We start from the raw sequence: 21,551 nt of genomic DNA on the forward strand, positions 1-21,551 counted from the left end.
TCGCCCCTCACTCACAGCCACAGTGATGGATACGTGCTCATAGCTGCGCAATAATGATCGCCAAATTGGGAATTTCTCCCATATTCTTCCAAAAGAGTCCAATTGTACGTAGGCTGTGGCCTACAGCGCCCCACTATGGTGAAAATCCCGGGGTGATGGTCGGGCTTCAAGGAGGAAGCATGAAAAGGAAAATAGGACTGGCGATGGTTGCCATCGCCGGCCTGCTGACCCCAACATTAGCGAGCGCTGATGATGGGGCCAGTGCCGAAGAAACACTACAGATAGAAGAGGGCACCCGCGCCACGGATGTCTCGCCCGTCAAACTCGACGTGCTGGGCGTCTGGTCGCACCCGGATGATGATGCGGGGATTATTGCCCCGTGTGGCGTCTGGGGTGACCTGGCAGATATTGATTGCGGCATCATGCTCACCACTCGCGGTGAGGGTGGTTCGAACTCGGTGGGGCCGGAGGCAGGTCCCGACCTAGGACTGCGCCGTGAGAACGAGGACCGTGCTTCGCATGTTCGTGCAGGCACGGTCGACATGTATTACCTCGACAAGGTCGACTTCTTCTACAACACGTCTGCACCGCTGACGGAGCAGGCCTGGGGTGAAGAAGACGTGCTGAGGCGCGCTGTACGCGTGGTTCGTGAAACCCAGCCGGAGATCCTTGTTTCCTGGACGGGATCCGTCTCGGCAGGGCACGGCAACCACCAGTACGCGGGCAGGCTCGCATACGATGCTGCGGCAGCAGCCTCCGATCCGACAATGTTCCCCGAACAACTTGAGGGACCGGATGCGACCGACGTGTGGCAGGTGAAGAAGGTTGTCCAGCAGACCTGGGGCAACCCCGATGGCACCGGGCGCGTGACCGATGCTCCGAACTGTATGGCTGACTACCAGCCGAACAACCCGAACGCCTACACGATCCACGGCACGTGGACCGGCTACGAATCCCCGTACGAATGGGTGGAAGGCAACACCGCAGGCAAGCCCGCCGGCGAAAAGAAGACCTGGGCCCAGGTTGGTCGGGAAGATGGGCAGCTGCACGCCACCCAGGCCCGCACCATGGTCAAGAACACTGTCGACCCCGGATGCGTCAACTACCTTATCGGTGAATCATGGGTTCCCATGCAGGAGCTCGGAACCGAGGCGGCCGGTAACGACCTCGCCGTCCACTACGGTTCTTCGATCCAGGATCCGGGCGGCATGCCGCTCGGCACCATCTACTACCCGGAAGCAACCGAATACTTTGCTGCCCCGGGCGAAACCACTCCCGTGACGCTCACCGTCACCGCCGGTGAGACCGCGACCCCCGCGGGTACCGCTACCGTTGATGTCCCCGAGGGCTGGAGCGTCGAGAGCGACGCACAGATCCCGGCACTCAACCCCGGACAGAGTGAAACGGTCACCTTCACCGTCAACGTGGCACCGGATGCTCCACCCGGCGTGGTGCGCCTGCCGGTGAGGTTCGCTGGCGCCGATGTCACCGCCTACAATGAAACCCACGTGGAAGTCACCGCACCGGTTGATGGTCGCTTCTCCCGCTGGGGCAACTTCCTCGAATTTGAGGAATGGGCCGATGCCTCCGGTGTCCGCGTGGAAGGTAACTCTCCCGCGATCAACCAGATCGGCGCAGGCGAATCCGTGTCTCTCGATGTTGACGTCACCAACAGGACCTCCGAGGCCGCATCGGGAACCGTTGAATTCGACATCCCAGATGGCTTCGTTATCGACAACGAAAGTGTGTCGTTCGAGAACATTCCCGCGGGTGAAACCGAGGTTGTGACCGCGATACTGACGAACACGGACCCGTCCGATATGGGCGGGCGCATCGACGCTCTTACGGCCACCACCACGTCCGGTACGTCGGTTGCTGAGGAGACGATGCAGCTCTACGTTGTTCCCTCGACTGTGATTCCGCAGCTCGAAGCGGCCCCGGACATCGATGGTGCCGGCAATGAATACACGCAGGCTATCGATATCTCCAACCACTGGGAAGGCCCCGAATGTGAGAGCGACACCGACTGCGGTGCCGACTCTACGACGAAGCTCGGCTGGTTCGACGACGCCCTCTACATGTGGATCGACGTCGTTGATGACACGGCCTCTGCCGCTGCCACCCCCGACCGTTGCTTCGGTCATTGGCTTGTTGACTCCGTCGAGGTTCAGCTCGATCCCCTCGGTAACTCCGTCGACACGTCATCGACCTTCAAGCTCGGCGTCTTCCCCTTCACTGACGATGCTGACAACTGGGCCGGCAACGGCGTTAACGGACCGTGCTGGACGAGGGACGCTGACAACCACCAGGGCTTCTCGTCTGGACCGCTCGCAGCTGACATTGAGGGCGGACTGAACGCCGAAGGTGTCGAGGTTGCGGTCTATGCGGAACGTGAGGGTAACGCCTACGTGGGTGGCCGCTACCAGATCGAGGTCAAGATTCCTCTCGATCAGCTCCCCGCAGCCACCGGACCCACCTCCGACGCACCCACGGGTGATCAATCCACCAACGAGGTTGATCCCACCTACATGGGACTCAACATTTCCCCTTACGACACGGACAACCAGAATTTTGTTGGTGAAACCAGGCTCGCCTGGTCCGCTTTCGGATCGCAGCAGTCTGAACCGTACCGCTGGGGCCACGCCTACCTCGAGGGCTACGCACCGCCGGCGGATCGTTCGACCGAGGTATCGGAACCCATCATCCCCAACACCGCACTCCTCGGTGTGGAATCCCCGCAAACCGTCTACCAGTCCGCAGTGTCCGGTAACACCATTGCGGGAGAGCAGCCCAACAGCGCGGTCACCGTCACCCCGTCCCTGACGGGAGACACGGTCTCCCTCGCCGTCGAGAGCGCGGATGCTGGCACGGTTCGGGCCTTCCTCTGGCAGGGCGACCCCACCTATATTCCGGTGTGGACGAGCTCCTGTGAGGTGTCCGAATACGGTAACGATGCCTGCTCCGCATCCGATGGTCAGGCTCGCCCCTGGGCTCCGGACCTGAATGGCAGGCTCCTCGCCTCGAGCGAAGCCGCTGCTACCGCAGGAAGCCTCAACCTGGACCTAGCCGACGTCACCGTCGACACGGAACAGGAAGCCTACTTGCTCGTCTCCTACGCGGACGACACCACGGTCGAAGCCTGGTCTTTCCCGGTTTCGGCTAAGGACGAAGATCCCGAGGAGCCCGAGGAGCCGGGTGAACCACCCGTCACCCCGACCAAGGGCAACCTGTTCTACATCGCCAACTCCTGGACCACCACCAAGGCCGATCAGACCGTCGTCTTCGGACGCAAGGGTGACGAAGTGCTTGTTGGCGACTGGGACGGCGACGGCAAGGACACCCTCGGCGTCCGCCGCGGCAACGAGTTCTTCCTCGACAACACCATCAAGTCCGGCAACGCCGACATCTCCTTCCGCTACGGCAAGGTAACCGACGAAGTTCTCGTCGGCGACTGGAACGGAGACGGCAAGGACACGATCGCTGTGCGCCGCGGCAACACCTACCACGTGAAGAACACGCTCGTGGGCGGCAATGCCGATACCAAGTTCAACTACGGTCGCGTCACGGACGAGGCGTACGTTGGCGACTTCGACGGTGACGGCAAGGACACGTTCACGGTGCGTCGTGGCAACACCTTCTATGTCGCCAATGCCCTGAAGGGCGGCAATGCCGATGCCAAGTTCAACTACGGCAGGGCAACCGACGAAGTCTTCGTCGGCACCTTCAAGGCAGACGCCAACGACACGATCGCGATCCGTCGTGGCAACGTCTTCCACGTGAAGTACACGCTCTCGGGCGGCCCGGCCGATGTCTCGATCGGATACGGCAAGGCGTCCGATATTGCCTACATTGGTGACTTTGACGGAGACGGCATCGACACCCCAGTCGTGAACCGCTACGTCAAGTAACGCCTCCCGCCGCTATCCCAAGCCTGTGGGATAGCAGGCATCAACGGTACTCCCCGGGGCACAAAGCCCCGGGGATTACCCATGTCTTGAGCGCTGCCGAGCTGAGAATCGATAGGGTAGGAACATGCCAAGAACACTCTTGAGAGAACTCGGTTTGGAGAGCATGCCCGCGGGAGTGCTGTGGGACATGGACGGGACGATCATCGACACCGAACCCGAATGGCTTGCAGCCTCCATTGCCGTCGTCGAAGAGCATGGCGGCATCTGGCACCCTGACGAGGATCCGCAGCGAGTCCTCGGTGTCTCCTCGAAAGATCATGCGGAGGCGCTCGCGGACGCGGTGCGACGCGGGGGAGAAGAGGCTGACGCATGGGAACTTTTCGACCAGGTTGTTGCCCACATTGAAGAACACATCCGTGCCGGTGTTCCGCTCATCCCCGGTGCCGGTGAGCTCCTCGACTTCTTCCAGGAGAATGGGGTTCCCCAGGCTCTCGTCACTGCTTCCCCGCGCAACCTCGTTCAGGCCCTCGTCGATGGAATACCCCATCACCCATTCACAACCTTTGTGTCCGGGAGCGATGACATCCCTGGCAAACCCAACCCCGCACCCTACCTGCTTGGGGCAAGTCGGCTCGGTGTGGACATTGAGAAGTGTTTGGCGTTCGAGGATTCGATGACGGGACTGGCTGCGGCGCGCGGCTCGGGTGCCACCGTTCACGCGGTGACCGAACGCCCCCTCGCCACCCTGCTCGAGTACCTCCCCGGGAGCGGAAACGAAGCCCGTTAACTGGCGTCAATGCGGCGTTTCCCAAGTGTTTACTTTGGGCGTGAATTCGTGGTCCACAACTCGAAAATTGGCAGTTTTGGGCTATTGCCCTGAATCGCTCGTGTGAGAGAATCGAGCCATGGGTCATGCACTTAAGACTTTCTTCGGAGCCGTTATCGGCCTGCTCGTCACCTTCGTCGTCCTCCTCATCGCCATCGAGGTGGCCTTGCACTTCATCATGGGTGAGCCCCAGGTGAACCTCTCCGTCCTCATCGCCCTCGTTGGAACCCTGGCACTCTTCGCCTGGAACGCCTACCGCAGGCAGACGCGAGTCGTCTAGCAGCACGCAAGAGAGAAGGAAGCTACCGGCACCGACCGGTAGCTTTTTATTTACCCGGGTTTTGGTGGGGGCTTGCTCGGGGCCTGGTGGTGCTCGCTCGATGGGGACGTAGTGAGCCTGTGCGGAACGGGTGATTTGTTACCTCCCGATTCGAAAAAGGAAGGTTTAAGGAATATTCTTTGCGGAATTGTGAGGTTACTTGATTTCCGGTTTTCGCATGTTGCAGTTGATAAAGTAGAGATGGCTCACCGTGTTGGTTTGGCCGAAGTTGTTTCGTTGTGAATGCGTGAAAGGCTTCTGTAAAACTGCGTCGTCATCTCGTGTCATTGCTTCCCATTCGCCAAGATTTTACTGTTTTCCGTCACCACTGGAAGGGTGACATTGCCGCCGGTATCACAGTCGGCATTGTTGCCCTCCCGCTTGCGCTTGCCTTCGGTGTGTCATCCGGAGTGGGCGCCGCCGCTGGTCTCGTCACCGCCATCATTGCCGGGATCGTTGCCAGCGTTTTCGGTGGCTCCAACCTTCAGGTGTCCGGACCGACCGGGGCCATGGTTGTCATCATTGCCCCGCTCGTGCTTGAGCACGGTGCCGCGGCCGTGCCGCTCTTGTCGGTGCTGGCAGGAGTCATTGTCGTGCTCGCCGGGATAGCTGGGATGGGGAAAGCCATCTCTCTCATTCCCTGGCCCGTGATCGAAGGATTCACCCTGGGGATCGCGACCATCATTGCCCTCCAGCAGGTGCCCAACCTTCTCGGAGTTGATGCTCCCGCCGGATCGAATACCCTGCAGGTCGCGATCGAAACGATCGGGATCGCCTCCTGGCCGGAGGCCCTCACGACGCTGGGCCTTGCTGCCGGAACCATCCTCGTGATCCTGCTAGTAACGCGTTTCTTTCCGACCTGGCCTGCCTCCCTCATCGGAGTCGTTCTCGGCAGCCTCATAGTCTTTGCGTTCTCCTTGGATGTCCCACTCATTGGGGCACTTCCTGATGGTTTACCGATGCCGTCGATGCCGGCCATGAACCTCGACCTCATCACCGCTCTCGTTCCCGGCGCGTTCGCCGTCGCGCTCCTGGCGGGAATTGAGTCGCTCCTGTCGGCACGGGTCGCTGCGGGGCTCGTCAAGGGGGAGGGCTACCACCCCGACCGTGAACTCGTTGGGCAGGGCCTTGCCTCGGTTGCGTCAGGAATGTTTGGTGGCATGCCGGCCACGGGCGCGATGGCGCGAACGGCCGTCAACATCCGTGCGGGCGGGCGCACCCGCCTCTCGGTTATCACCCATGCCCTCTTCCTCCTCGCGGTTGTCTATCTCGCCTCCGGGATTGTTTCCCGGATTCCGCTTGCCAGTCTGGCGGGCGTTCTGGTCGTTACTGCATTCAACATGGTCTCCCGCTCGACTGCACGCACGATGCTGCAGTCAACCAGATCGGATGCTCTCGTGTTCTGTACGACCGCGGTGACCACGATCGTGCTGGATTTGATCTGGGCGATCGGTGTGGGCGTGGCCGTCATGTGCATCCTCGTCCTGCGCCACCTCGCCAAGCAGTCGGGTGTGCGCCGCGAGGATCACGGAGATGAAGATCGGAGGATCGCGATCTTCCGTATCGACGGGGCCATGTTCTTCGGTGTTTCCGATCGCCTCGAAGCAGAAATTCCGACCCTCGACGATGTTGATGTCGTCATCCTGCGACTATCGCGCGTGGGGGTCATGGATGTGACAGGTGCGAAGGCCCTCGCCGATATCGTCACTCGCCTGCGCGAAGCTGGAAACGTCGTCTATCTCAAGGGCCTGGACCCGAGCCTGCTGGACCTTGCCGACAGAGTCGGTGTTATCGATGCCCTGGGAGGGGCTGAACATCTCTTCGACTCACTCGATGAAGCACTCGAGCGCGCAAGGAATCTTGTGGCTTTGAAGGAACGCAAGGGACTCACCAGGTAGGTGTCACGGGATCAGGCCCGGGCAAACCGTGGTGCCAACATCCGTGTGCCGTAGCCGTAGTACTTGTTTTTCGAGCTTTCCCCGAGTGTTGAGGGATGAGTACGCGAGGATAAGGAGTTCATTGACGTGTGGGCCTCCCACTATCAGCCATTCGGCTGGTGCGGGAGGCCCACTCCTTAATTGTTGCCCGACGGTTGATGACCGCAGGACTATGGGTTGTTAGTTCTTTGGTTGTTCGTCTGAGCGGGGCTCGCGATGGAGGGCACCGGGATCGAGCTCCGCGCCACCGGGCACGGAGGCGGGGGAGGGGGACTCGAGAGAGGTGCCGCGCTTGCGGGCGATGAAGCGCATGGCGTGGTAGATCCCGATTGCTGCGAAGGAGCCGAGGGCGATGCCTTCGAATACCATGTCGCCCCAGTGCCAGGTGTAGTTTGCGATGGCGAGCACCATGGCAACGGCGGCGGTGTTGAGGTTGACCGGGTCGGAGAAATCAACGCGGTTCTGGACCCAGATCCGAACCCCGAGCATGCCAATCATTCCGTACAGCACCGTGGCCGCACCGCCGAGAACGCCCGGCGGGATCGTGGCGACGAGCTCACCGAACTTGGGGAACATGGATAGGCCGAGAGCGACGAATGCGGCGATGACGTAGGCGGCTGTCGAATAGACGCGGGTTGCCGCCATGACTCCAATGTTCTCCGCGTAGGTGGTTGTACCCGAACCACCGCCAGAGCCGGCGAGTGCGGTCGACAGACCGTCCGCGAAGAGTGCCCGGCCGGTGATGTCGTCCAGGTCTTTACCCGTCATGGCCGACACGGACTTTACGTGGTCCACGTTCTCAGCAACAAGGACGAGAACGACAGGGATGAAGAGCCCCATGAGGGAGATATCGAAAGAGGGGGCACGGAACTCGGGAACACCAACCCAGGCTTCACTCGCAATCCGATCGAAGTTCACCTCACCCTGCGCAACGGCGGCGATGTAGCCGGCGATGACACCGATGAGTATGGAGAGCCGGCCGATGATTCCCTTGAAGAAAACGGTGACGAACAGGATTGCTGCGATCGTGATGATCGCGGTGAGCGGTGCCTGAACCACGTTGTTCCATGCCGCGGGTGCCAGGTTGAAACCAATGAGAGCAACGATGGCTCCGGTAACAACCGGCGGCATGAGCTTGTCGATCCAGTGCGCTCCTGCGAAGTGAACGATGATGCCGATGAGAGCCAGCGACAGGCCGGTCGCAATGACACCGCCCTGGGCGAGCGAAGCCAGCTCCTCGTCGAGCGGCTGGCCACCGTTTGCCACGTATCCTGTCACGGCCCCAAGCGGTGCGAGCAGCGCGAAGGATGATCCCAGGTAGCTGGGCAGCCGTCCCGCGGTGATGAGGAGGAACAGGATGGTGCCGATCCCGGTGAAGAAAAGGGTCGTGGCCGGATCGAAACCGGTCAGCAGAGGAACGAGGAACGTTGCGCCAAACATGGCAACGACGTGCTGAGCTCCAATACCTATGGTTTGGGGCCAGGCGAGCCGTTCGTTCGGTTGAACAACCTCCCCTGATGCAATCGTTTTTCCATCACCGTGAAGTTGCCACCGAAACAAAGACATGAGGGCCTCCTAGCCGTAAATCCTAGGAAAGTGTAATGGCAAGACCGGCAGATCCAGCCTTCCGTCCATGTGACCTTCGCCAGAACCCGCCTCACGTCGGATACTCGCGGTCTCGCGGAGTTAAGGGGAATGGGAGAGGAAGGCGAGAGGTAAGGAGAGAAGGGAGGGGAAGGGGAGGGACGTCGCCGTGAACAACATTGTTGGGAGCGCGCTATAAATACATACCAAGACCGGAAACAGAGCGCAGCGTGGTAGATATAACGAGAGTCACGATGTCAGCTCTTTCGGATGATTTTTGAACCCGTTAGAATGGATGAGTCGCTTTCGGCTGGAGAGAGTCAGTCCCGGTGTTAACCAGGACGCAGTTTCTTCAGATGTTTGCACGTCCGGGGGCTTTTCTGCCAGACTAGGACGGTTGCTCGAGAGAGCGTGAAAGACGTTTGTCAGTCCACACGGGCTGGCAGGTAAAAAGAAAATGGTTCACTTAACCAACATAGGGCTGATTGTCGCGGGTCTTCCGCGGTGAGACACTCCCGGATGCGGGTACAGGTGAACACTGCGGTTAAAGAGAGGTAGACGACGCCATGGCGGGACAGAAAATCCGCATCCGGCTCAAGTCATATGACCATGAGGTCATTGATAGCGCGGCGAAGAAGCTCGTCGACGAAGTGACTCGTACCGGTGCTCAGGTAGTTGGCCCGGTGCCGCTGCCGACCGAGAAGAACGTTTACTGTGTTATTCGTTCTCCCCACAAGTACAAGGACAGCCGCGAGCACTTTGAGAAGCGTACGCACAAGCGGCTGATCGACATTATCGATCCCACACCGAAGACCATCGATTCGCTCCAGCAGATCGACTTCTCCGGTGACGTTAGCGTCGAAATCAAGCTCTGAGGTTCATCATGTCCAACAAAACTGAAGCGGTTGCCGCAGCGCCCAAGGCGCTCCTCGGCACCAAGCTCGGCATGACTCAGGTCTGGGACGAGGCAGGTCGCCTGATCCCGGTCACGGTCGTGCGAGTCGGCACCAACGTTGTTACACAGGTGCGCACCCCCGAAGTTGACGGTTACTCCGCTATCCAGCTCGCCGTAGGCGACAAGAAGCCGAAGAACGTCACACAGCCTATGCAGGGCCACTTTGCCGCTGCAGGCACCACCCCTAAGCGCCACCTGGCCGAGATTCGTACCGCGGCAGCAGCCGAGTTCGAAAAGGGCCAGGAGCTCACCGCCGAGGTGTTCGAAGCCGGTGACGTCGTTGACGTTGTTGGCACCACCAAGGGCAAGGGCACCGCTGGTGTCATGAAGCGCCACGGCTTTGCCGGTGTCGGCGCTTCCCACGGTTCACACCGTAACCACCGCAAGCCCGGATCGATCGGTGGGGCCTCGACCCCGTCCCGAGTGTTCCGTGGACTGCGTATGGCCGGCCGCATGGGCAATGCCCGTCGCACCGTCCAGAACCTCACCATCCAATCGGTTGATATCGAGAACGGCCTGCTCCTCGTAGCTGGCGCCGTTCCCGGCAACAAGGGTGGTCTCGTTGTTGTCCGCACCGCCACGAAGGGAGCCTAACAATGGCGAACCTCACCGTCGATATTCTCGACACCGCTGGCGCGAAGTCCGGTTCCTTCGATCTCCCCGCTGAGATCTTCGATGTGGAACTGAACATCCCCCTGATCCACCAGGTTGTTGTTGCACAGCAGGCTGCTGCACGTCGCGGCACCGCTGCAACGAAGACCCGTGCAGCCGTTCGCGGTGGTGGCAAGAAGCCGTTCAAGCAGAAGGGCACCGGTCGTGCTCGTCAGGGTTCGATCCGCGCTCCGCAGTTCGCGGGAGGCGGCGTGGTCCATGGACCTCAGCCCCGCTCCTACGAGCAGCGCACCCCGAAGAAGATGAAGGCTGCTGCGCTCCGTTCGGCACTGTCCGATCGTGCACGCGCCGGCCGCATCCACGTCGTCTCGGCATTCGTCGAAGGTGACACCCCGTCCACCAAGGCAGCACGCGGCCTCCTCGAGACCGCTATCGCGGACCGCAAGGCACTCGTTGTCGTGTCTCGTGGCGACCTGGTTAGCACCAAGTCTGTCCGCAACCTTGCTGAGGCACACGTCCTCACCGTGGAACAGCTCAACACCTATGACGTCATGGTCAACGACGATGTCGTCTTCACCGAGTCCGCAATCACCTCGTTTGTTGGTGGCGGCCAGGAGGAGGAGAAGTGAACCTTCACAGCAAGGATCCGCGCGACATCATCATCCGCCCCATCGTGACCGAGAAGTCTTACCGACTCGAGGACGAAGGCAAGTACGTATTTGAAGTTGCGCCCAGCTCCAACAAGACCGAAATCAAGATCGCTGTCGAGAAGATCTTCGACGTCAAGGTTGATTCGGTTAACACCATGAACCGCAAGGGCAAGACCCGCCGCACGCGTGACGGTATTGGCAAGCGCAAGGACACCAAGCGCGCCATCGTGACCCTGCGTGAAGGTTCCATCGAACTCTACGGGCAGATCGGCTGAGGCCGGCAGGAAGATTGAGGATTTAACTCATGGGTATCCGCAAGTACAAGCCCACGACACCGGGTCGTCGTGGCTCGTCCGTGGCTGACTTTGTCGAGCTGACCCGCTCCGAGCCGGAGAAGTCACTCGTCCGTCCGCTGCACAAGACCGGTGGTCGTAACAACAACGGCCGCATCACCACCCGCCACAAGGGTGGTGGCCACAAGCGCCAGTACCGCGTGATCGACTTCCGTCGTCACGACAAGGACGGCGTACCGGCAACCGTTGCACACATCGAATACGACCCCAACCGCACCGCACGCATTGCCCTCCTGCACTTCGCAGATGGCGACAAGCGCTATATCGTTGCTCCCGCCCGCGTGAAGCAGGGCGACCGCATCGAGCAGGGTCCCGCCGCGGACATCAAGCCCGGCAACAACCTGCCGTTGCGCAACATCCCCGTTGGTACCGTCATCCACGCAGTGGAGATGCGTCCCGGTGGTGGAGCAAAGATCGCGCGTTCCGCAGGCTCGTCGGTCCAGCTCGTCGCCAAGGAAGGCAAGAACGCTCAGCTGCGTATGCCGTCCGGCGAAATCCGCAACGTCGATGCTCGCTGCCGTGCAACGGTGGGCGAGGTCGGCAACGCCGAGCAGTCCAACATCAACTGGGGCAAGGCCGGCCGCATGCGCTGGAAGGGCGTTCGTCCTTCCGTCCGCGGTGTCGTCATGAACCCGGTTGACCACCCGCACGGTGGTGGTGAGGGTAAGACCTCCGGTGGTCGCCACCCCGTCTCCCCCTGGGGACAGAAGGAAGGCCGCACCCGCCGTCCGAACAAGGCCAGCGACAAGCAGATCGTCCGCCGTCGCAAGTCCGGCAAGAACCGATAGGAGAGGGCGAACGATATGCCACGCAGTTTGAAGAAGGGCCCCTTCGTCGACGAGCACCTTCAGAGGAAGGTCGATGCTCAGAACGAAAAGGGCAGCAAGAACGTCATCAAGACGTGGTCCCGCCGTTCGGTCATTACACCGGACTTCCTGGGACACACGTTCGCAGTCCACGACGGCCGCAAGCATGTTCCGGTGTTCGTCACCGAATCCATGGTTGGTCACAAGCTCGGAGAGTTTGCTCCGACCAAGACCTTCAAGGGTCACGAGAAGGACGACCGCAAGGGACGCCGCCGCTAAGGCGCGCCGCGACTAAGAAAGTTAGGAACACATGGAAGCCAAGGCACAGGCGAGATACATTCGTATTACGCCCATGAAGGCACGCCGTGTCGTGGACCACGTCCGCGGAATGCGTGCTGTCGAGGCCGTCGACGTGCTGCGATACGCGCCCCAGGCCGCTGCGGAACCTGTCCGTAAGCTCCTGGAGTCGGCTATGGCGAATGCTCGCCAGGCAGCAGATCAGGCTGGGGAGCGTTTCGACATCGATTCGCTTCACATCGTCGAAAGCTACGTCAACGAGGGCCCGACAATGAAGAGGATCCAGCCCCGTGCGCAGGGTAGGGCAAACCAGATCCTGAAGCGCACGAGCCACATCACGATCATTGTCGGCGACGAAGTCGCCCAGAAGAAGGGGAGGACCCGCTAGTGGGACAAAAGGTCAACCCGACCGGGTTCCGACTCGGCATTACCACCGAACACCGTTCGCGCTGGTTCGCTGATTCGACCGTTAAGGGACAGCGTTACCAGGATTTCGTCGCCGAAGACATTGCCATCCGTAACATGATGGAAGAGGGACTTGAGCGCGCGGGTATTTCTCGCGTGAACATCTCCCGCAAGTCTGGCCGCGTCGAGGTCGATATTCACACTGCTCGCCCCGGCATCGTCATCGGTCGCCGTGGCGCCGAGGCTGATCGCCTCAAGCAGCAGCTTGAGAAGCTGACCGGCCGTGCCGTGCAGCTCAACATTCTTGAGGTCAAGAACCCCGAAGCTGACGCACAGCTCGTCGCGCAGGGTATCGCGGAGCAGCTCGCATCGCGTGTCTCCTTCCGACGTGCCATGCGCAAGGGCGTTCAGTCCGCTCTCCGTTCCGGCGCCAAGGGCATCCGTGTCCAGGTCTCGGGTCGTCTGGGTGGCGCTGAAATGTCGCGCTCGGAGTTCTACCGCGAAGGCCGCGTGCCCCTGCACACCCTCCGCGCCAACATCGACTTTGGCTTCCACGAAGCCAAGACCACCTTCGGTCGTATCGGTGTCAAGGTGTGGATCTACAAGGGCGACATCACCGAAGCCGAATACCAGCGCCAGCTCAACGAAGCTCCGCGCGGTCGTGGCCGCGGTGGCGAACGCCGCGGAGGCGCACGTCGCCCCCGTCCAAGCAAGCCGCACGCGGAGGCGCACGTCGCCCCCGTCCAAGCAAGCCGCAGGCCGAGCAGGCCGCATCTACCAGCGAATCGGAGGCATAGACAATGCTGATCCCTCGCAGGACTAAGTACCGCAAGCAGCATCGCCCCACCCGTTCGGGTTACTCCAAGGGTGGTAACACCATCGCGTTTGGTGACTATGCCATTCAGGCTCTCGAGCCGGCATACGTCACCAACCGTCAGATCGAGGCAGCTCGTATCGCCATGACCCGTCACGTCAAGCGTGGTGGCAAGGTGTGGATTAACATCTTCCCCGACCGCCCGCTGACCAAGAAGCCCGCCGAAGTCCGCATGGGTTCCGGTAAGGGTTCGGTCGAGTTCTGGGTTGCCAACATCAAGCCGGGCCGTATCCTCTTCGAGCTCTCCGGTGTCGACGAGACACTTGCTCGCGAGGCCATGTCCCGTGCGCAGCACAAGCTGCCCATGAAGACTCGTTTCGTTATGCGTGAAGGCGGTGACAACTGATGGCAGTAGGAACCAAGGGACTGTTCCCTGAAGATCTGGACAAGATGACCGATCAGGAGCTCGAAGAGCGCCTGGCCGAATGCAAGGCTGAACTGTTCAACCTGCGCTTCTCCGCCGCCACCGGGCAGCTCGAGGATCAGGGCCGACTGAAGGCAGTACGTCGCGACGTCGCCCGCATCTACACCATTGCTCGCGAGCGTGAGCTCAAGATCCGGACCGCTCCGGCAGAGAAGAATTGAGGACGACAGTGACTGACACTCAGAACACCGAGTCGCTTGAGCGCAACTACCGCAAGACCGCACGCGGCTATGTCGTGTCCGACAAGATGGACAAGACCGTGGTCGTCGAGGTTGAGGAGCAGGTGAAGCACGCCCTTTACGGCAAGGTCATCCGTCGCTCCAAGAAGGTTAAGGCGCACGACGAAAACAATGAAGTGCACGTGGGAGACCTCGTTCGCATCATGGAGACCCGCCCGCTGTCTGCTACCAAGCACTACCGCGTGGTCGAGGTCATCGAGAAGGCCAAGTAGTCTTCTCCCCACCAACCCATCCGTTCGGCCAGGCTCGCAAGAGAACCGGCACGACGACAGGAGATAGTTCATGATCCAGCAAGAGTCGCGGGTCAAGGTCGCCGACAACACCGGTGCGAAGGAAATCCTTTGCATCAAGGTGCTCGGCGGTTCAGGCCGACGCTACGCCGGAATTGGCGACACCATCGTTGCCACCGTCAAGGATGCAATCCCTGGCGGCAATGTTAAGAAGGGCGAAATAGTCAAGGCTGTTATCGTCCGCACCAAGAAAGAAAACCGTCGTCCCGATGGTTCGTACATCCGCTTCGACGAGAACGCTGCCGTGATTATCAAGACCGATGGTCAGGATCCGCGCGGTACCCGTATCTTCGGTCCCGTGGGTCGCGAGCTTCGTGACAAGCAGTTCATGCGTATCGTTTCACTGGCTCCGGAGGTGCTGTAGATGGCGAAGATCAAGAAGGGCGACCTCGTCCAGGTGATCGCAGGCCGCGATAAGGGCCTCCAGGGACGTGTCCTCACCGTTGACACGGCACGCGACCGCGTGATCGTTGAGGGTGTTATGCGCGTCAAGAAGCACACGAAGGCCGGGCAGCCCGGAGCTTCCGCTTCCGGCGGCATCGAAACCGTTGAAGCCCCCATCCACATCTCCAACGTTGCCCTCGTGGGGCCGGACAAGAAGCCGGTCCGCGTTGGTTACAAGGAGGTTGAGGTGGAGCGCGACGGTCGTACCCGCAAGACCCGTGTCCGCATCGGCCGCCGTGGCGGAGAGGAGATCGAGCTGTGAGCGAAGCAACGACTGAGAAGGTAACCCCTCGACTCAAGACGAACTACCGCGAGAAGATCGTGCCCGCCATGATCGAAGAGTTCTCGATCAAGAACCCGAACCAGGTAGCGAAGCTCGATAAGATTGTTGTCAACATGGGTGTCGGAGACGCAGCACGCGACTCCAAGGTCATCGACGGCGCAATCGCGGACCTGACCGCCATTACCGGTCAGAAGCCGCAGGTCACCAAGGCCCGCAAGTCCATCGCACAGTTCAAGCTGCGTGAAGGCCAGGCCATCGGTGCCCACGTCACGCTGCGTGGCGACCGCATGTGGGAGTTCCTCGACAGGCTCCTGTCGCTCGCACTGCCCCGCATCCGTGACTTCCGCGGCCTCTCCCCGAAGCAGTTTGACGGTCACGGCAACTACACGTTCGGTCTGACCGAGCAGTCGATGTTCCACGAAATCGACCTGGACAAGGTCGACCGCACGCGCGGCATGGACATCACGATCGTCACCACCGCTAACAACGATGACGAGGGACGCGCACTCCTTCGTCACCTCGGTTTCCCGTTCAAGGAAAACTGAACACGCTTTGAATAGCATTCACCCGCTGGTAATTCCATCTACGTCGCAGGTCCTAAGGAAACCGCGACGGGAAAGGGCGCAGGCCCGATGACAATGACAGACCCCATCGCAGACATGCTGACGCGTCTGCGAAACGCCAACTCGGCGTACCACGAGACGGTTTCCATGCCGTACTCGAAGCTCAAGGGAGCCATCTCGGACATTCTTGTCCGCGAAGGCTACATCGCGAGCTTTGATGTTGACGATGCAGAGGTCGGCAAGACCCTCACGCTCAACCTGAAATTTGGACCCAACCGTGAGCGTTCGCTCGCCGGACTTCGTCGTATCTCGAAGCCGGGCCTGCGCGTTTACGCTAAGTCAACGAAGCTGCCGACCGTTCTGGGCGGCCTGGGCGTGGCAATTCTGTCCACCTCCTCAGGTCTGCTCACCGACCGTGAGGCCAAGGACAAGGGTGTGGGCGGAGAAGTCCTCGCCTACATCTGGTAAGGAGGGAAACACACATGTCTCGTATTGGTAAGCTACCCGTGACCGTTCCCTCCGGTGTTGACGTGACGATCAACGGTCAGGACGTTTCGGTCAAGGGCCCCAAGGGTTCCCTGTCCTACACGGTTCCTGCCCCGATCACCGTCGCTCAGGAAGATGGCGCGATTGTCGTGTCCCGTCCTGACGACGAGCGTGAATCACGTTCGCTCCACGGCCTGGTCCGCACACTCATTTTCAACAACGTCACCGGCGTAACCGAAGGCTTCTCCAAGAAGCTCGAGATCGTTGGTACCGGTTACCGCGCAGTCCAGAAGGGCTCCAACCTGGAGCTTTCTCTCGGCTACTCGCACACGATCGAGGTCGTGGCCCCGGAAGGCATCACCTTCCAGCTTGAAGGCCCCACCAAGATCACCGTGAGCGGTATCGACAAGCAGCAGGTAGGGGAGATCGCGGCCAACATCCGTAAGCTCCGCAAGCCTGAACCGTACAAGGGTAAGGGCGTTCGCTACGCTGGTGAACACGTCCGCCGCAAGGCCGGAAAGGCTGGTAAGTGATGGCTGTCTCGATCAAGGGAAAGGGCAAGTTTGTTGCCCGCAAGCGTCGGCACCTTCGCCTTCGCAAGAAGATCACCGGTACCGCCGCGCGTCCGCGCCTCGTTGTTACCCGATCCAATCGCCACATCGTTGCCCAGGTTATCGACGACCTGGCCGGACACACGGTTGCCTCAGCATCCTCCCTCGAGGTGGAGTTGCGCGACAACGATGGTGACAAGACCGCTAAGGCACGCAAGGTTGGCGAACTCGTCGCCGAACGCGCCAAGGCTGCAGGTGTAGAGTCCGTGGTCTTTGACCGTGGCGGAAACCAGTACCATGGTCGCATCGCGGCCCTGGCAGACGGTGCCCGCGAATCTGGCCTTACCCTGTAGTGACGGAACGAGAGTAGAGGAAAACTATGGCTGCATCGCAGCGTCGGACCAACGGTCCGGAAGGCGACGGCGAGCGCAACAATGAGCGTTCCGGTTCCGACCGTCCCAGGGGACGTCGTGGAAACAACGACCGTCGCAACGAACAGAAAGACGCCTACATTGAGCGCGTCGTCACCATCAACCGCGTATCCAAGGTAGTGAAGGGCGGCCGCCGCTTCTCCTTCACCGCACTTGTTGTCGTCGGTGACGGTAACGGCACCGTCGGTGTTGGCTACGGCAAGGCCAAGGAAGTGCCCCAGGCTATCTCCAAGGGCACCGAGGAAGCGAAGAAGAACTTCTTCCGCGTTCCCCTCATCGGCCGCACCATCCCGCACACCACTCAGGGTGAGGACGCAGCAGGCGTTGTCTTCCTGCGCCCCGCATCCGCAGGTACCGGCGTAATCGCCGGTGGCCCGGTGCGTGCAGTCATGGAAGCTGCCGGCATCCATGACATCCTGACCAAGTCGCTTGGTTCGTCGAACGCCATCAACATCGTTCACGCAACCGTCGCAGCTCTTCGTCAGCTCGAACAGCCAGAGGCTGTCGCGGCCCGCCGCGGCAAGTCCCTCGAGCAGGTCGCTCCCGCAGCCATGCTCCGCCAGCGTGCGTCCTACGACGCTGAACAGCGCGAGAAGCAGGCCGCTGAAGTAGCCGAAGCTGAGAACGAAGCCGCAGCAGCCGGAGTGGGTGCGTGATGCTGAAGATTACTCAGACCAAGTCCACCATCGGTGGAAACAAGAAGCAGAGGGACACCATGCTGTCGCTCGGCCTGCGCAAGGTGGGCCAGAGCGTTGAGCGTGAGGACCGTCCCGAGGTTCGCGGAATGATCAACGTTGTTTCGCACCTCGTCACCGTAGAGGAGGCATGATGTCGGAAAACACGAACGACGTCACCAAGCTCCACGATCTCGCACCCGCACCCGGCGCACACAAGGCGAAGACCCGTGTCGGCCGCGGTGAGGGCTCGAAGGGTAAGACCGCTGGCCGCGGTACCAAGGGTACGAAGGCTCGCTACCAGGTCCCGATCGGGTTCGAGGGTGGGCAGATGCCCCTGCACATGCGTATGCCGAAGCTGCGCGGGTTCAAGAACCCGTTCCGCGTCGAATACCAGGTGGTCAACCTCGATCGCATCAACTCCCTCTTCCCCGAGGGCGGCGACGTGACCGTAGACGAACTTGTTGCCAAGGGCGCAGTCCGCAAGGGCCACCCTGTCAAGGTTCTCGGTACGGGCGAGATCTCGGTCAAGGTGAAGGTGGAGGCCGACAAGTGGTCGGCATCCGCTCAGCAGAAGATTGAAGCTGCTGGCGGCTCCATCTCCGCACGATGAAGCACCACAATTAGCAACATGAGGCGGGCCGGATGACGGCCCGCCTCATTGCACGCTTGTCGCGGTTCTTTGATCGTTTGTCAGGCGCGTTACACTGTCTGTGGCCCCCACCGGGTCTCACCACCAAGGAGGAAGTTTGCTTTCCGCATTCGTCTCGGCCTTCCGCACACCGGACCTGCGCCGCAAGCTGCTGTTTACGCTGGGTATCATCGTGCTGTTCCGTCTCGGTACGTTCGTTCCGGCACCCGGAGTCAGCTACGAAAACGTTCAACAGTGTCTAGCCGAATCCGGCTCCGCTGACCTGTTGACGATGCTCAACATGTTCTCGGGCGGCGCCATGTTCCAGCTTTCTATTTTCGCGCTGGGCATCATGCCGTACATTACCGCCTCAATTATCGTGCAGCTTCTGCGCGTCGTGATTCCTCGTTTCGAGGAGCTTCACAAGGAAGGCCAGTCGGGCACCGCGAAGCTCACGCAGTACACGCGCTACCTGACGATCGGTCTTGCCGTCATGCAGTCCGCAGTCGTCATCTCGGTCGCAAACTCGAGCCTCTTCCTCGGCTGTAGCGTCAACCCCTTCCCGGACACGTCCCCGGCCATGATTCTGCTCGCCATTTTGGCGATGACCGCGGGGACGGGCCTCATCATGTGGATGGGTGAACAGATCACGGAATACGGTGTCGGCAACGGTATGTCGATTCTTATCTTCTCCGGTATCTGTGCCTCCTTCCCGCCGGCCCTCGGACAGGTGCTGCGCTCGAACAACGGCGTTCAGAACCTCATCTTCATTCTTGTTCTGTTCCTCGCGATTACCGTCGTAGTGGTCTTCGTTGAGCAATCCCAGCGTCGCATCCCCGTCCAGTACGCGAAGCGCGTCGTGGGCCGCCGCACCTACGGTGGTTCCACCACCTACATTCCGATCAAGATCAACATGGCTAACGTCATCCCCGTCATCTTCGCCACCTCGCTTCTTGCGCTACCGACGATGGCGATGCAGTTCGGTGACCCGACTGCCGGCTGGGTGCAGTGGCTGTCTGCGAACTACAACCAGACCTCCGCGCTCTACCTCCTGACGTTCGCTCTGCTCATTATCTTCTTCGCGTTCTTCTACACGTCGATCACCTTCAACCCCGAAGAGGTGGCTGACAACATGAAACGCTACGGCGGGTTCATTCCCGGCATCCGCGCCGGCGCACCGACAGCCCGCTACCTCAAGAACGTTGTCACTCGTATCACCTGGGTAGGCTCCTTCTACCTGGCGATCATTGCCCTCATCCCGACCATCGTCTTCAACCAGCTCGGCATCACGATGATGGCATTCGGTGGCACGTCCATCATCATCATCGTGGGCGTTGGTCTGCAGACCGTGAAGGATATCGACGCCCAGCTCCAGCAACGACACTACGAAGGTTTCCTCCGATGAACCGCATGATCATTCTTGGTGCACCCGGCGCAGGCAAGGGCACCCAGGCCACGATTCTCACCGAATCGCTCGGCATCCCCGCCATCTCCACCGGCGCCATCTTCCGCACCAACATTTCCGAAGGCACCGAGCTCGGCACCATCGCCAAGGGCTACATGGATCGGGGAGAGTTCGTTCCCGATGACATTACGGACGCACTGGTGAAGAACCGGCTGAACGAGCCGGATACCGACAACGGCTTCCTCCTTGATGGCTACCCCCGCACCCTCCAGCAGGTCGGGGCACTCGACGAGATCCTCCTCGAGCAGGGCCGCGAAGTCGACCTCGTCGTCGAGCTCGTGACCGAACCCGAGGTGCTTGTTGAGCGTCTGCTCAAGCGTGCCGAGATCGAAGGCCGCGCCGATGACACCGAGGACATCATTCGCAGGCGCATGGAAGTCTACGTCGAGCAGACGAAGCCGCTGTCCCGCGTCTACGAGCAGCGAGGCATCCTCCACCGCGTGGACGGACTCGGATCCGTGGACGAGGTCCAAGAACGCATCCAGGCCGTCCTCAAGGCACAGTAATGTTCGGTCGCGAAGCAATCGAGTACAAGTCCAACGAGCAGATCGTCAAGATGAGGAAATCCGCCCTCATCGTTGCCGACATCCATGACGCTCTGCGGGAGGCTGTCAAGCCCGGTATGACAACCGGGGAACTCGACCTCGTTGCGGGTAGGGTGCTCCAGGAAGCGGGAGCCCGCTCCAACTTCCTCGGCTACTACGGCTATCCCGCCAACGCCTGCATCTCCGTCAACGAAGTGATCGTCCACGGAATCCCCGGTGACCGCGTCATCACCGATTCCGATATTGTCTCCTTCGACTGCGGTGCGGTCCTCGACGGTTGGCACGGTGATGCTTGCTTCACGGTGACGATGCCAAACGCATCCGAAGTGAACAAGAAGCTCTCACACCACACCGAGACCGCCATGTGGCACGGCATCGCAGCCCTCGCAAACGCGAAGCACGTGGGTGAGGTTGGGGGAGCGATCGAAGACTACGTCGATTCGATTCCCGAGAACGAACGCCCGGGCCTTGTCATGGAATACATGGGCCACGGCATCGGGAGTGAAATGCACATGGCTCCCGATGTCCTCAACTACCGCGCCCGCAACAAGGGCGCCAAGGTCAAGCCCGGTATGGTCCTCTGCGTAGAACCCATGCTGACACTTGGCCGGCCCGCGAACGAAGTTCTGGACGACGACTGGACCGTGGTGACCAAGGACGGCTCCAATGCCTGCCACTGGGAACACCAGGTTGCCATCCACAAGGACGGCATCTGGGTGCTGACCGCACGTGACGGGGGAGTGGAAGGCCTCAAGCCTTTCGGTATTACCCCGGTGCCGCTCGACTAGTCACAACAAGTTAAGCGACCGCCCAGCAGCTGACTCATAATTGATTGGGGAGGCGCCGAGTAGCTGATGCTCGGCGCCTCCCCAATCAATATGAGTCAGTAGTCCGACAGCCCCGCGCTCTGAGATTAGAACTCCTTGTGCGACGTTGCACATCTCTTCCCCCTACAGTTCGAGTCCGCTTTCCTCTAAACTGAATAGTCGGTGCCTTGTA

At 60.6% G+C, this 21,551-nt stretch carries 28 protein-coding genes; 27 read left to right on the plus strand and 1 reads right to left on the minus strand.

What is annotated here, in order from left to right:
- Positions 1-179: 179 nt before the first annotated feature.
- The 4 genes from BN1241_RS09150 (at position 180) to BN1241_RS09165 (ending at position 6,951) form a co-directional block, all read left to right on the plus strand.
- Positions 180-3,908, plus strand: coding sequence for a sugar-binding protein (locus BN1241_RS09150; RefSeq protein ID WP_187117624.1), 3,729 nt, complete (start codon positions 180-182; stop codon positions 3,906-3,908).
- Between the two features lie 124 nt (positions 3,909-4,032).
- Positions 4,033-4,695 (plus strand): HAD family hydrolase, encoded by a 663-nt coding sequence (locus BN1241_RS09155; protein ID WP_082418297.1) that lies wholly within the window; start codon positions 4,033-4,035, stop codon positions 4,693-4,695.
- A 118-nt stretch (positions 4,696-4,813) separates the two neighbouring features.
- Positions 4,814-5,014 carry a hypothetical protein gene (locus BN1241_RS09160; protein ID WP_054953295.1) on the plus strand — a complete coding sequence of 67 codons (201 nt, stop codon included), beginning with the start codon at positions 4,814-4,816 and terminating at the stop codon, positions 5,012-5,014.
- Positions 5,015-5,334: 320 nt separating this feature from the next.
- On the plus strand, positions 5,335-6,951 hold the full coding sequence (locus BN1241_RS09165; protein ID WP_230198300.1) for a SulP family inorganic anion transporter: 1,617 nt from the start codon (positions 5,335-5,337) through the stop codon (positions 6,949-6,951).
- A 219-nt stretch (positions 6,952-7,170) separates the two neighbouring features.
- On the opposite strand, the gene BN1241_RS09170 is transcribed toward BN1241_RS09165, so the two are convergent.
- On the minus strand, positions 7,171-8,556 hold the full coding sequence (locus tag BN1241_RS09170) for a uracil-xanthine permease family protein (RefSeq protein ID WP_054953297.1): 1,386 nt from the start codon (positions 8,554-8,556) through the stop codon (positions 7,171-7,173).
- Between the two features lie 584 nt (positions 8,557-9,140).
- Here BN1241_RS09170 and rpsJ point away from each other — a divergent pair.
- The 23 genes from rpsJ (at position 9,141) to map (ending at position 21,340) form a co-directional block, all read left to right on the plus strand.
- Positions 9,141-9,449 carry a 30S ribosomal protein S10 gene (gene rpsJ, locus BN1241_RS09175; protein ID WP_054953298.1) on the plus strand — a complete coding sequence of 103 codons (309 nt, stop codon included), beginning with the start codon at positions 9,141-9,143 and terminating at the stop codon, positions 9,447-9,449.
- A gap of 8 nt (positions 9,450-9,457) precedes the next feature.
- The gene (gene rplC / locus BN1241_RS09180) at positions 9,458-10,123 is read left to right on the plus strand and encodes a 50S ribosomal protein L3 (protein ID WP_054953299.1); all 666 of its coding nucleotides are present in this window, start codon (positions 9,458-9,460) and stop codon (positions 10,121-10,123) included.
- A gap of 2 nt (positions 10,124-10,125) precedes the next feature.
- Positions 10,126-10,770 (plus strand): 50S ribosomal protein L4, encoded by a 645-nt coding sequence (rplD, locus tag BN1241_RS09185; RefSeq protein WP_054953300.1) that lies wholly within the window; start codon positions 10,126-10,128, stop codon positions 10,768-10,770.
- Positions 10,767-11,066, plus strand: a complete 300-nt coding sequence (gene rplW / locus BN1241_RS09190) for a 50S ribosomal protein L23 (RefSeq protein WP_054953301.1) — start codon at positions 10,767-10,769, stop codon at positions 11,064-11,066. The genes rplD and rplW overlap by 4 nt, the downstream gene beginning before the upstream one ends.
- Before the next feature lie 29 nt (positions 11,067-11,095).
- Positions 11,096-11,932, plus strand: a complete 837-nt coding sequence (gene rplB / locus BN1241_RS09195; protein WP_054953302.1) for a 50S ribosomal protein L2 — start codon at positions 11,096-11,098, stop codon at positions 11,930-11,932.
- Positions 11,933-11,947: 15 nt separating this feature from the next.
- Positions 11,948-12,229: a 30S ribosomal protein S19 gene (gene rpsS, locus BN1241_RS09200; RefSeq protein ID WP_054953303.1), complete on the plus strand. Its 282-nt coding sequence runs from the start codon at positions 11,948-11,950 to the stop codon at positions 12,227-12,229.
- Positions 12,230-12,260: 31 nt separating this feature from the next.
- Positions 12,261-12,635, plus strand: coding sequence for a 50S ribosomal protein L22 (rplV, locus tag BN1241_RS09205; protein WP_054953304.1), 375 nt, complete (start codon positions 12,261-12,263; stop codon positions 12,633-12,635).
- The gene (rpsC, locus tag BN1241_RS09210) at positions 12,635-13,459 is read left to right on the plus strand and encodes a 30S ribosomal protein S3 (RefSeq protein ID WP_077138340.1); all 825 of its coding nucleotides are present in this window, start codon (positions 12,635-12,637) and stop codon (positions 13,457-13,459) included. The genes rplV and rpsC overlap by 1 nt, the downstream gene beginning before the upstream one ends.
- A complete protein-coding gene (gene rplP, locus BN1241_RS09215) occupies positions 13,453-13,872 on the plus strand; it encodes a 50S ribosomal protein L16 (RefSeq protein ID WP_054953306.1) in 420 nt (139 codons plus the stop codon). The genes rpsC and rplP overlap by 7 nt, the downstream gene beginning before the upstream one ends.
- A complete protein-coding gene (rpmC, locus tag BN1241_RS09220; RefSeq protein ID WP_054953307.1) occupies positions 13,872-14,111 on the plus strand; it encodes a 50S ribosomal protein L29 in 240 nt (79 codons plus the stop codon). Before rplP ends, rpmC begins: the two co-directional genes overlap by 1 nt.
- A gap of 8 nt (positions 14,112-14,119) precedes the next feature.
- On the plus strand, positions 14,120-14,401 hold the full coding sequence (gene rpsQ, locus BN1241_RS09225; protein WP_054953308.1) for a 30S ribosomal protein S17: 282 nt from the start codon (positions 14,120-14,122) through the stop codon (positions 14,399-14,401).
- A 70-nt stretch (positions 14,402-14,471) separates the two neighbouring features.
- Positions 14,472-14,843 (plus strand): 50S ribosomal protein L14, encoded by a 372-nt coding sequence (rplN, locus tag BN1241_RS09230; RefSeq protein WP_054953309.1) that lies wholly within the window; start codon positions 14,472-14,474, stop codon positions 14,841-14,843.
- Positions 14,844-15,185, plus strand: coding sequence for a 50S ribosomal protein L24 (gene rplX / locus BN1241_RS09235; RefSeq protein ID WP_054953310.1), 342 nt, complete (start codon positions 14,844-14,846; stop codon positions 15,183-15,185). It abuts the gene before it with no gap.
- Positions 15,182-15,751 (plus strand): 50S ribosomal protein L5, encoded by a 570-nt coding sequence (gene rplE / locus BN1241_RS09240; RefSeq protein ID WP_054953311.1) that lies wholly within the window; start codon positions 15,182-15,184, stop codon positions 15,749-15,751. The genes rplX and rplE overlap by 4 nt, the downstream gene beginning before the upstream one ends.
- A gap of 87 nt (positions 15,752-15,838) precedes the next feature.
- Positions 15,839-16,237 (plus strand): 30S ribosomal protein S8, encoded by a 399-nt coding sequence (gene rpsH, locus BN1241_RS09245; protein WP_054953312.1) that lies wholly within the window; start codon positions 15,839-15,841, stop codon positions 16,235-16,237.
- 14 nt (positions 16,238-16,251) lie between these two features.
- Positions 16,252-16,788: a 50S ribosomal protein L6 gene (rplF, locus tag BN1241_RS09250; RefSeq protein ID WP_054953313.1), complete on the plus strand. Its 537-nt coding sequence runs from the start codon at positions 16,252-16,254 to the stop codon at positions 16,786-16,788.
- Positions 16,788-17,159 (plus strand): 50S ribosomal protein L18, encoded by a 372-nt coding sequence (gene rplR, locus BN1241_RS09255; protein WP_054953314.1) that lies wholly within the window; start codon positions 16,788-16,790, stop codon positions 17,157-17,159. Before rplF ends, rplR begins: the two co-directional genes overlap by 1 nt.
- A 26-nt stretch (positions 17,160-17,185) precedes the next feature.
- Entirely contained in the window at positions 17,186-17,893 is a 708-nt protein-coding gene (gene rpsE, locus BN1241_RS09260; RefSeq protein ID WP_054953315.1) for a 30S ribosomal protein S5, read from the plus strand.
- The gene (rpmD, locus tag BN1241_RS09265) at positions 17,893-18,066 is read left to right on the plus strand and encodes a 50S ribosomal protein L30 (protein WP_054953316.1); all 174 of its coding nucleotides are present in this window, start codon (positions 17,893-17,895) and stop codon (positions 18,064-18,066) included. The genes rpsE and rpmD overlap by 1 nt, the downstream gene beginning before the upstream one ends.
- Positions 18,066-18,524: a 50S ribosomal protein L15 gene (rplO, locus tag BN1241_RS09270; RefSeq protein ID WP_077138341.1), complete on the plus strand. Its 459-nt coding sequence runs from the start codon at positions 18,066-18,068 to the stop codon at positions 18,522-18,524. Before rpmD ends, rplO begins: the two co-directional genes overlap by 1 nt.
- 136 nt (positions 18,525-18,660) lie before the next feature.
- On the plus strand, positions 18,661-19,947 hold the full coding sequence (gene secY / locus BN1241_RS09275) for a preprotein translocase subunit SecY (protein ID WP_054953318.1): 1,287 nt from the start codon (positions 18,661-18,663) through the stop codon (positions 19,945-19,947).
- Positions 19,944-20,513 carry an adenylate kinase gene (locus tag BN1241_RS09280; protein ID WP_054953319.1) on the plus strand — a complete coding sequence of 190 codons (570 nt, stop codon included), beginning with the start codon at positions 19,944-19,946 and terminating at the stop codon, positions 20,511-20,513. The genes secY and BN1241_RS09280 overlap by 4 nt, the downstream gene beginning before the upstream one ends.
- Positions 20,513-21,340, plus strand: coding sequence for a type I methionyl aminopeptidase (map, locus tag BN1241_RS09285; protein ID WP_054953320.1), 828 nt, complete (start codon positions 20,513-20,515; stop codon positions 21,338-21,340). The genes BN1241_RS09280 and map overlap by 1 nt, the downstream gene beginning before the upstream one ends.
- Positions 21,341-21,551 lie beyond the last annotated feature (211 nt).

The sequence above is a fragment of the Flaviflexus massiliensis genome (assembly GCF_001375495.1).
GTDB lineage: Bacteria > Actinomycetota > Actinomycetes > Actinomycetales > Actinomycetaceae > Flaviflexus > Flaviflexus massiliensis.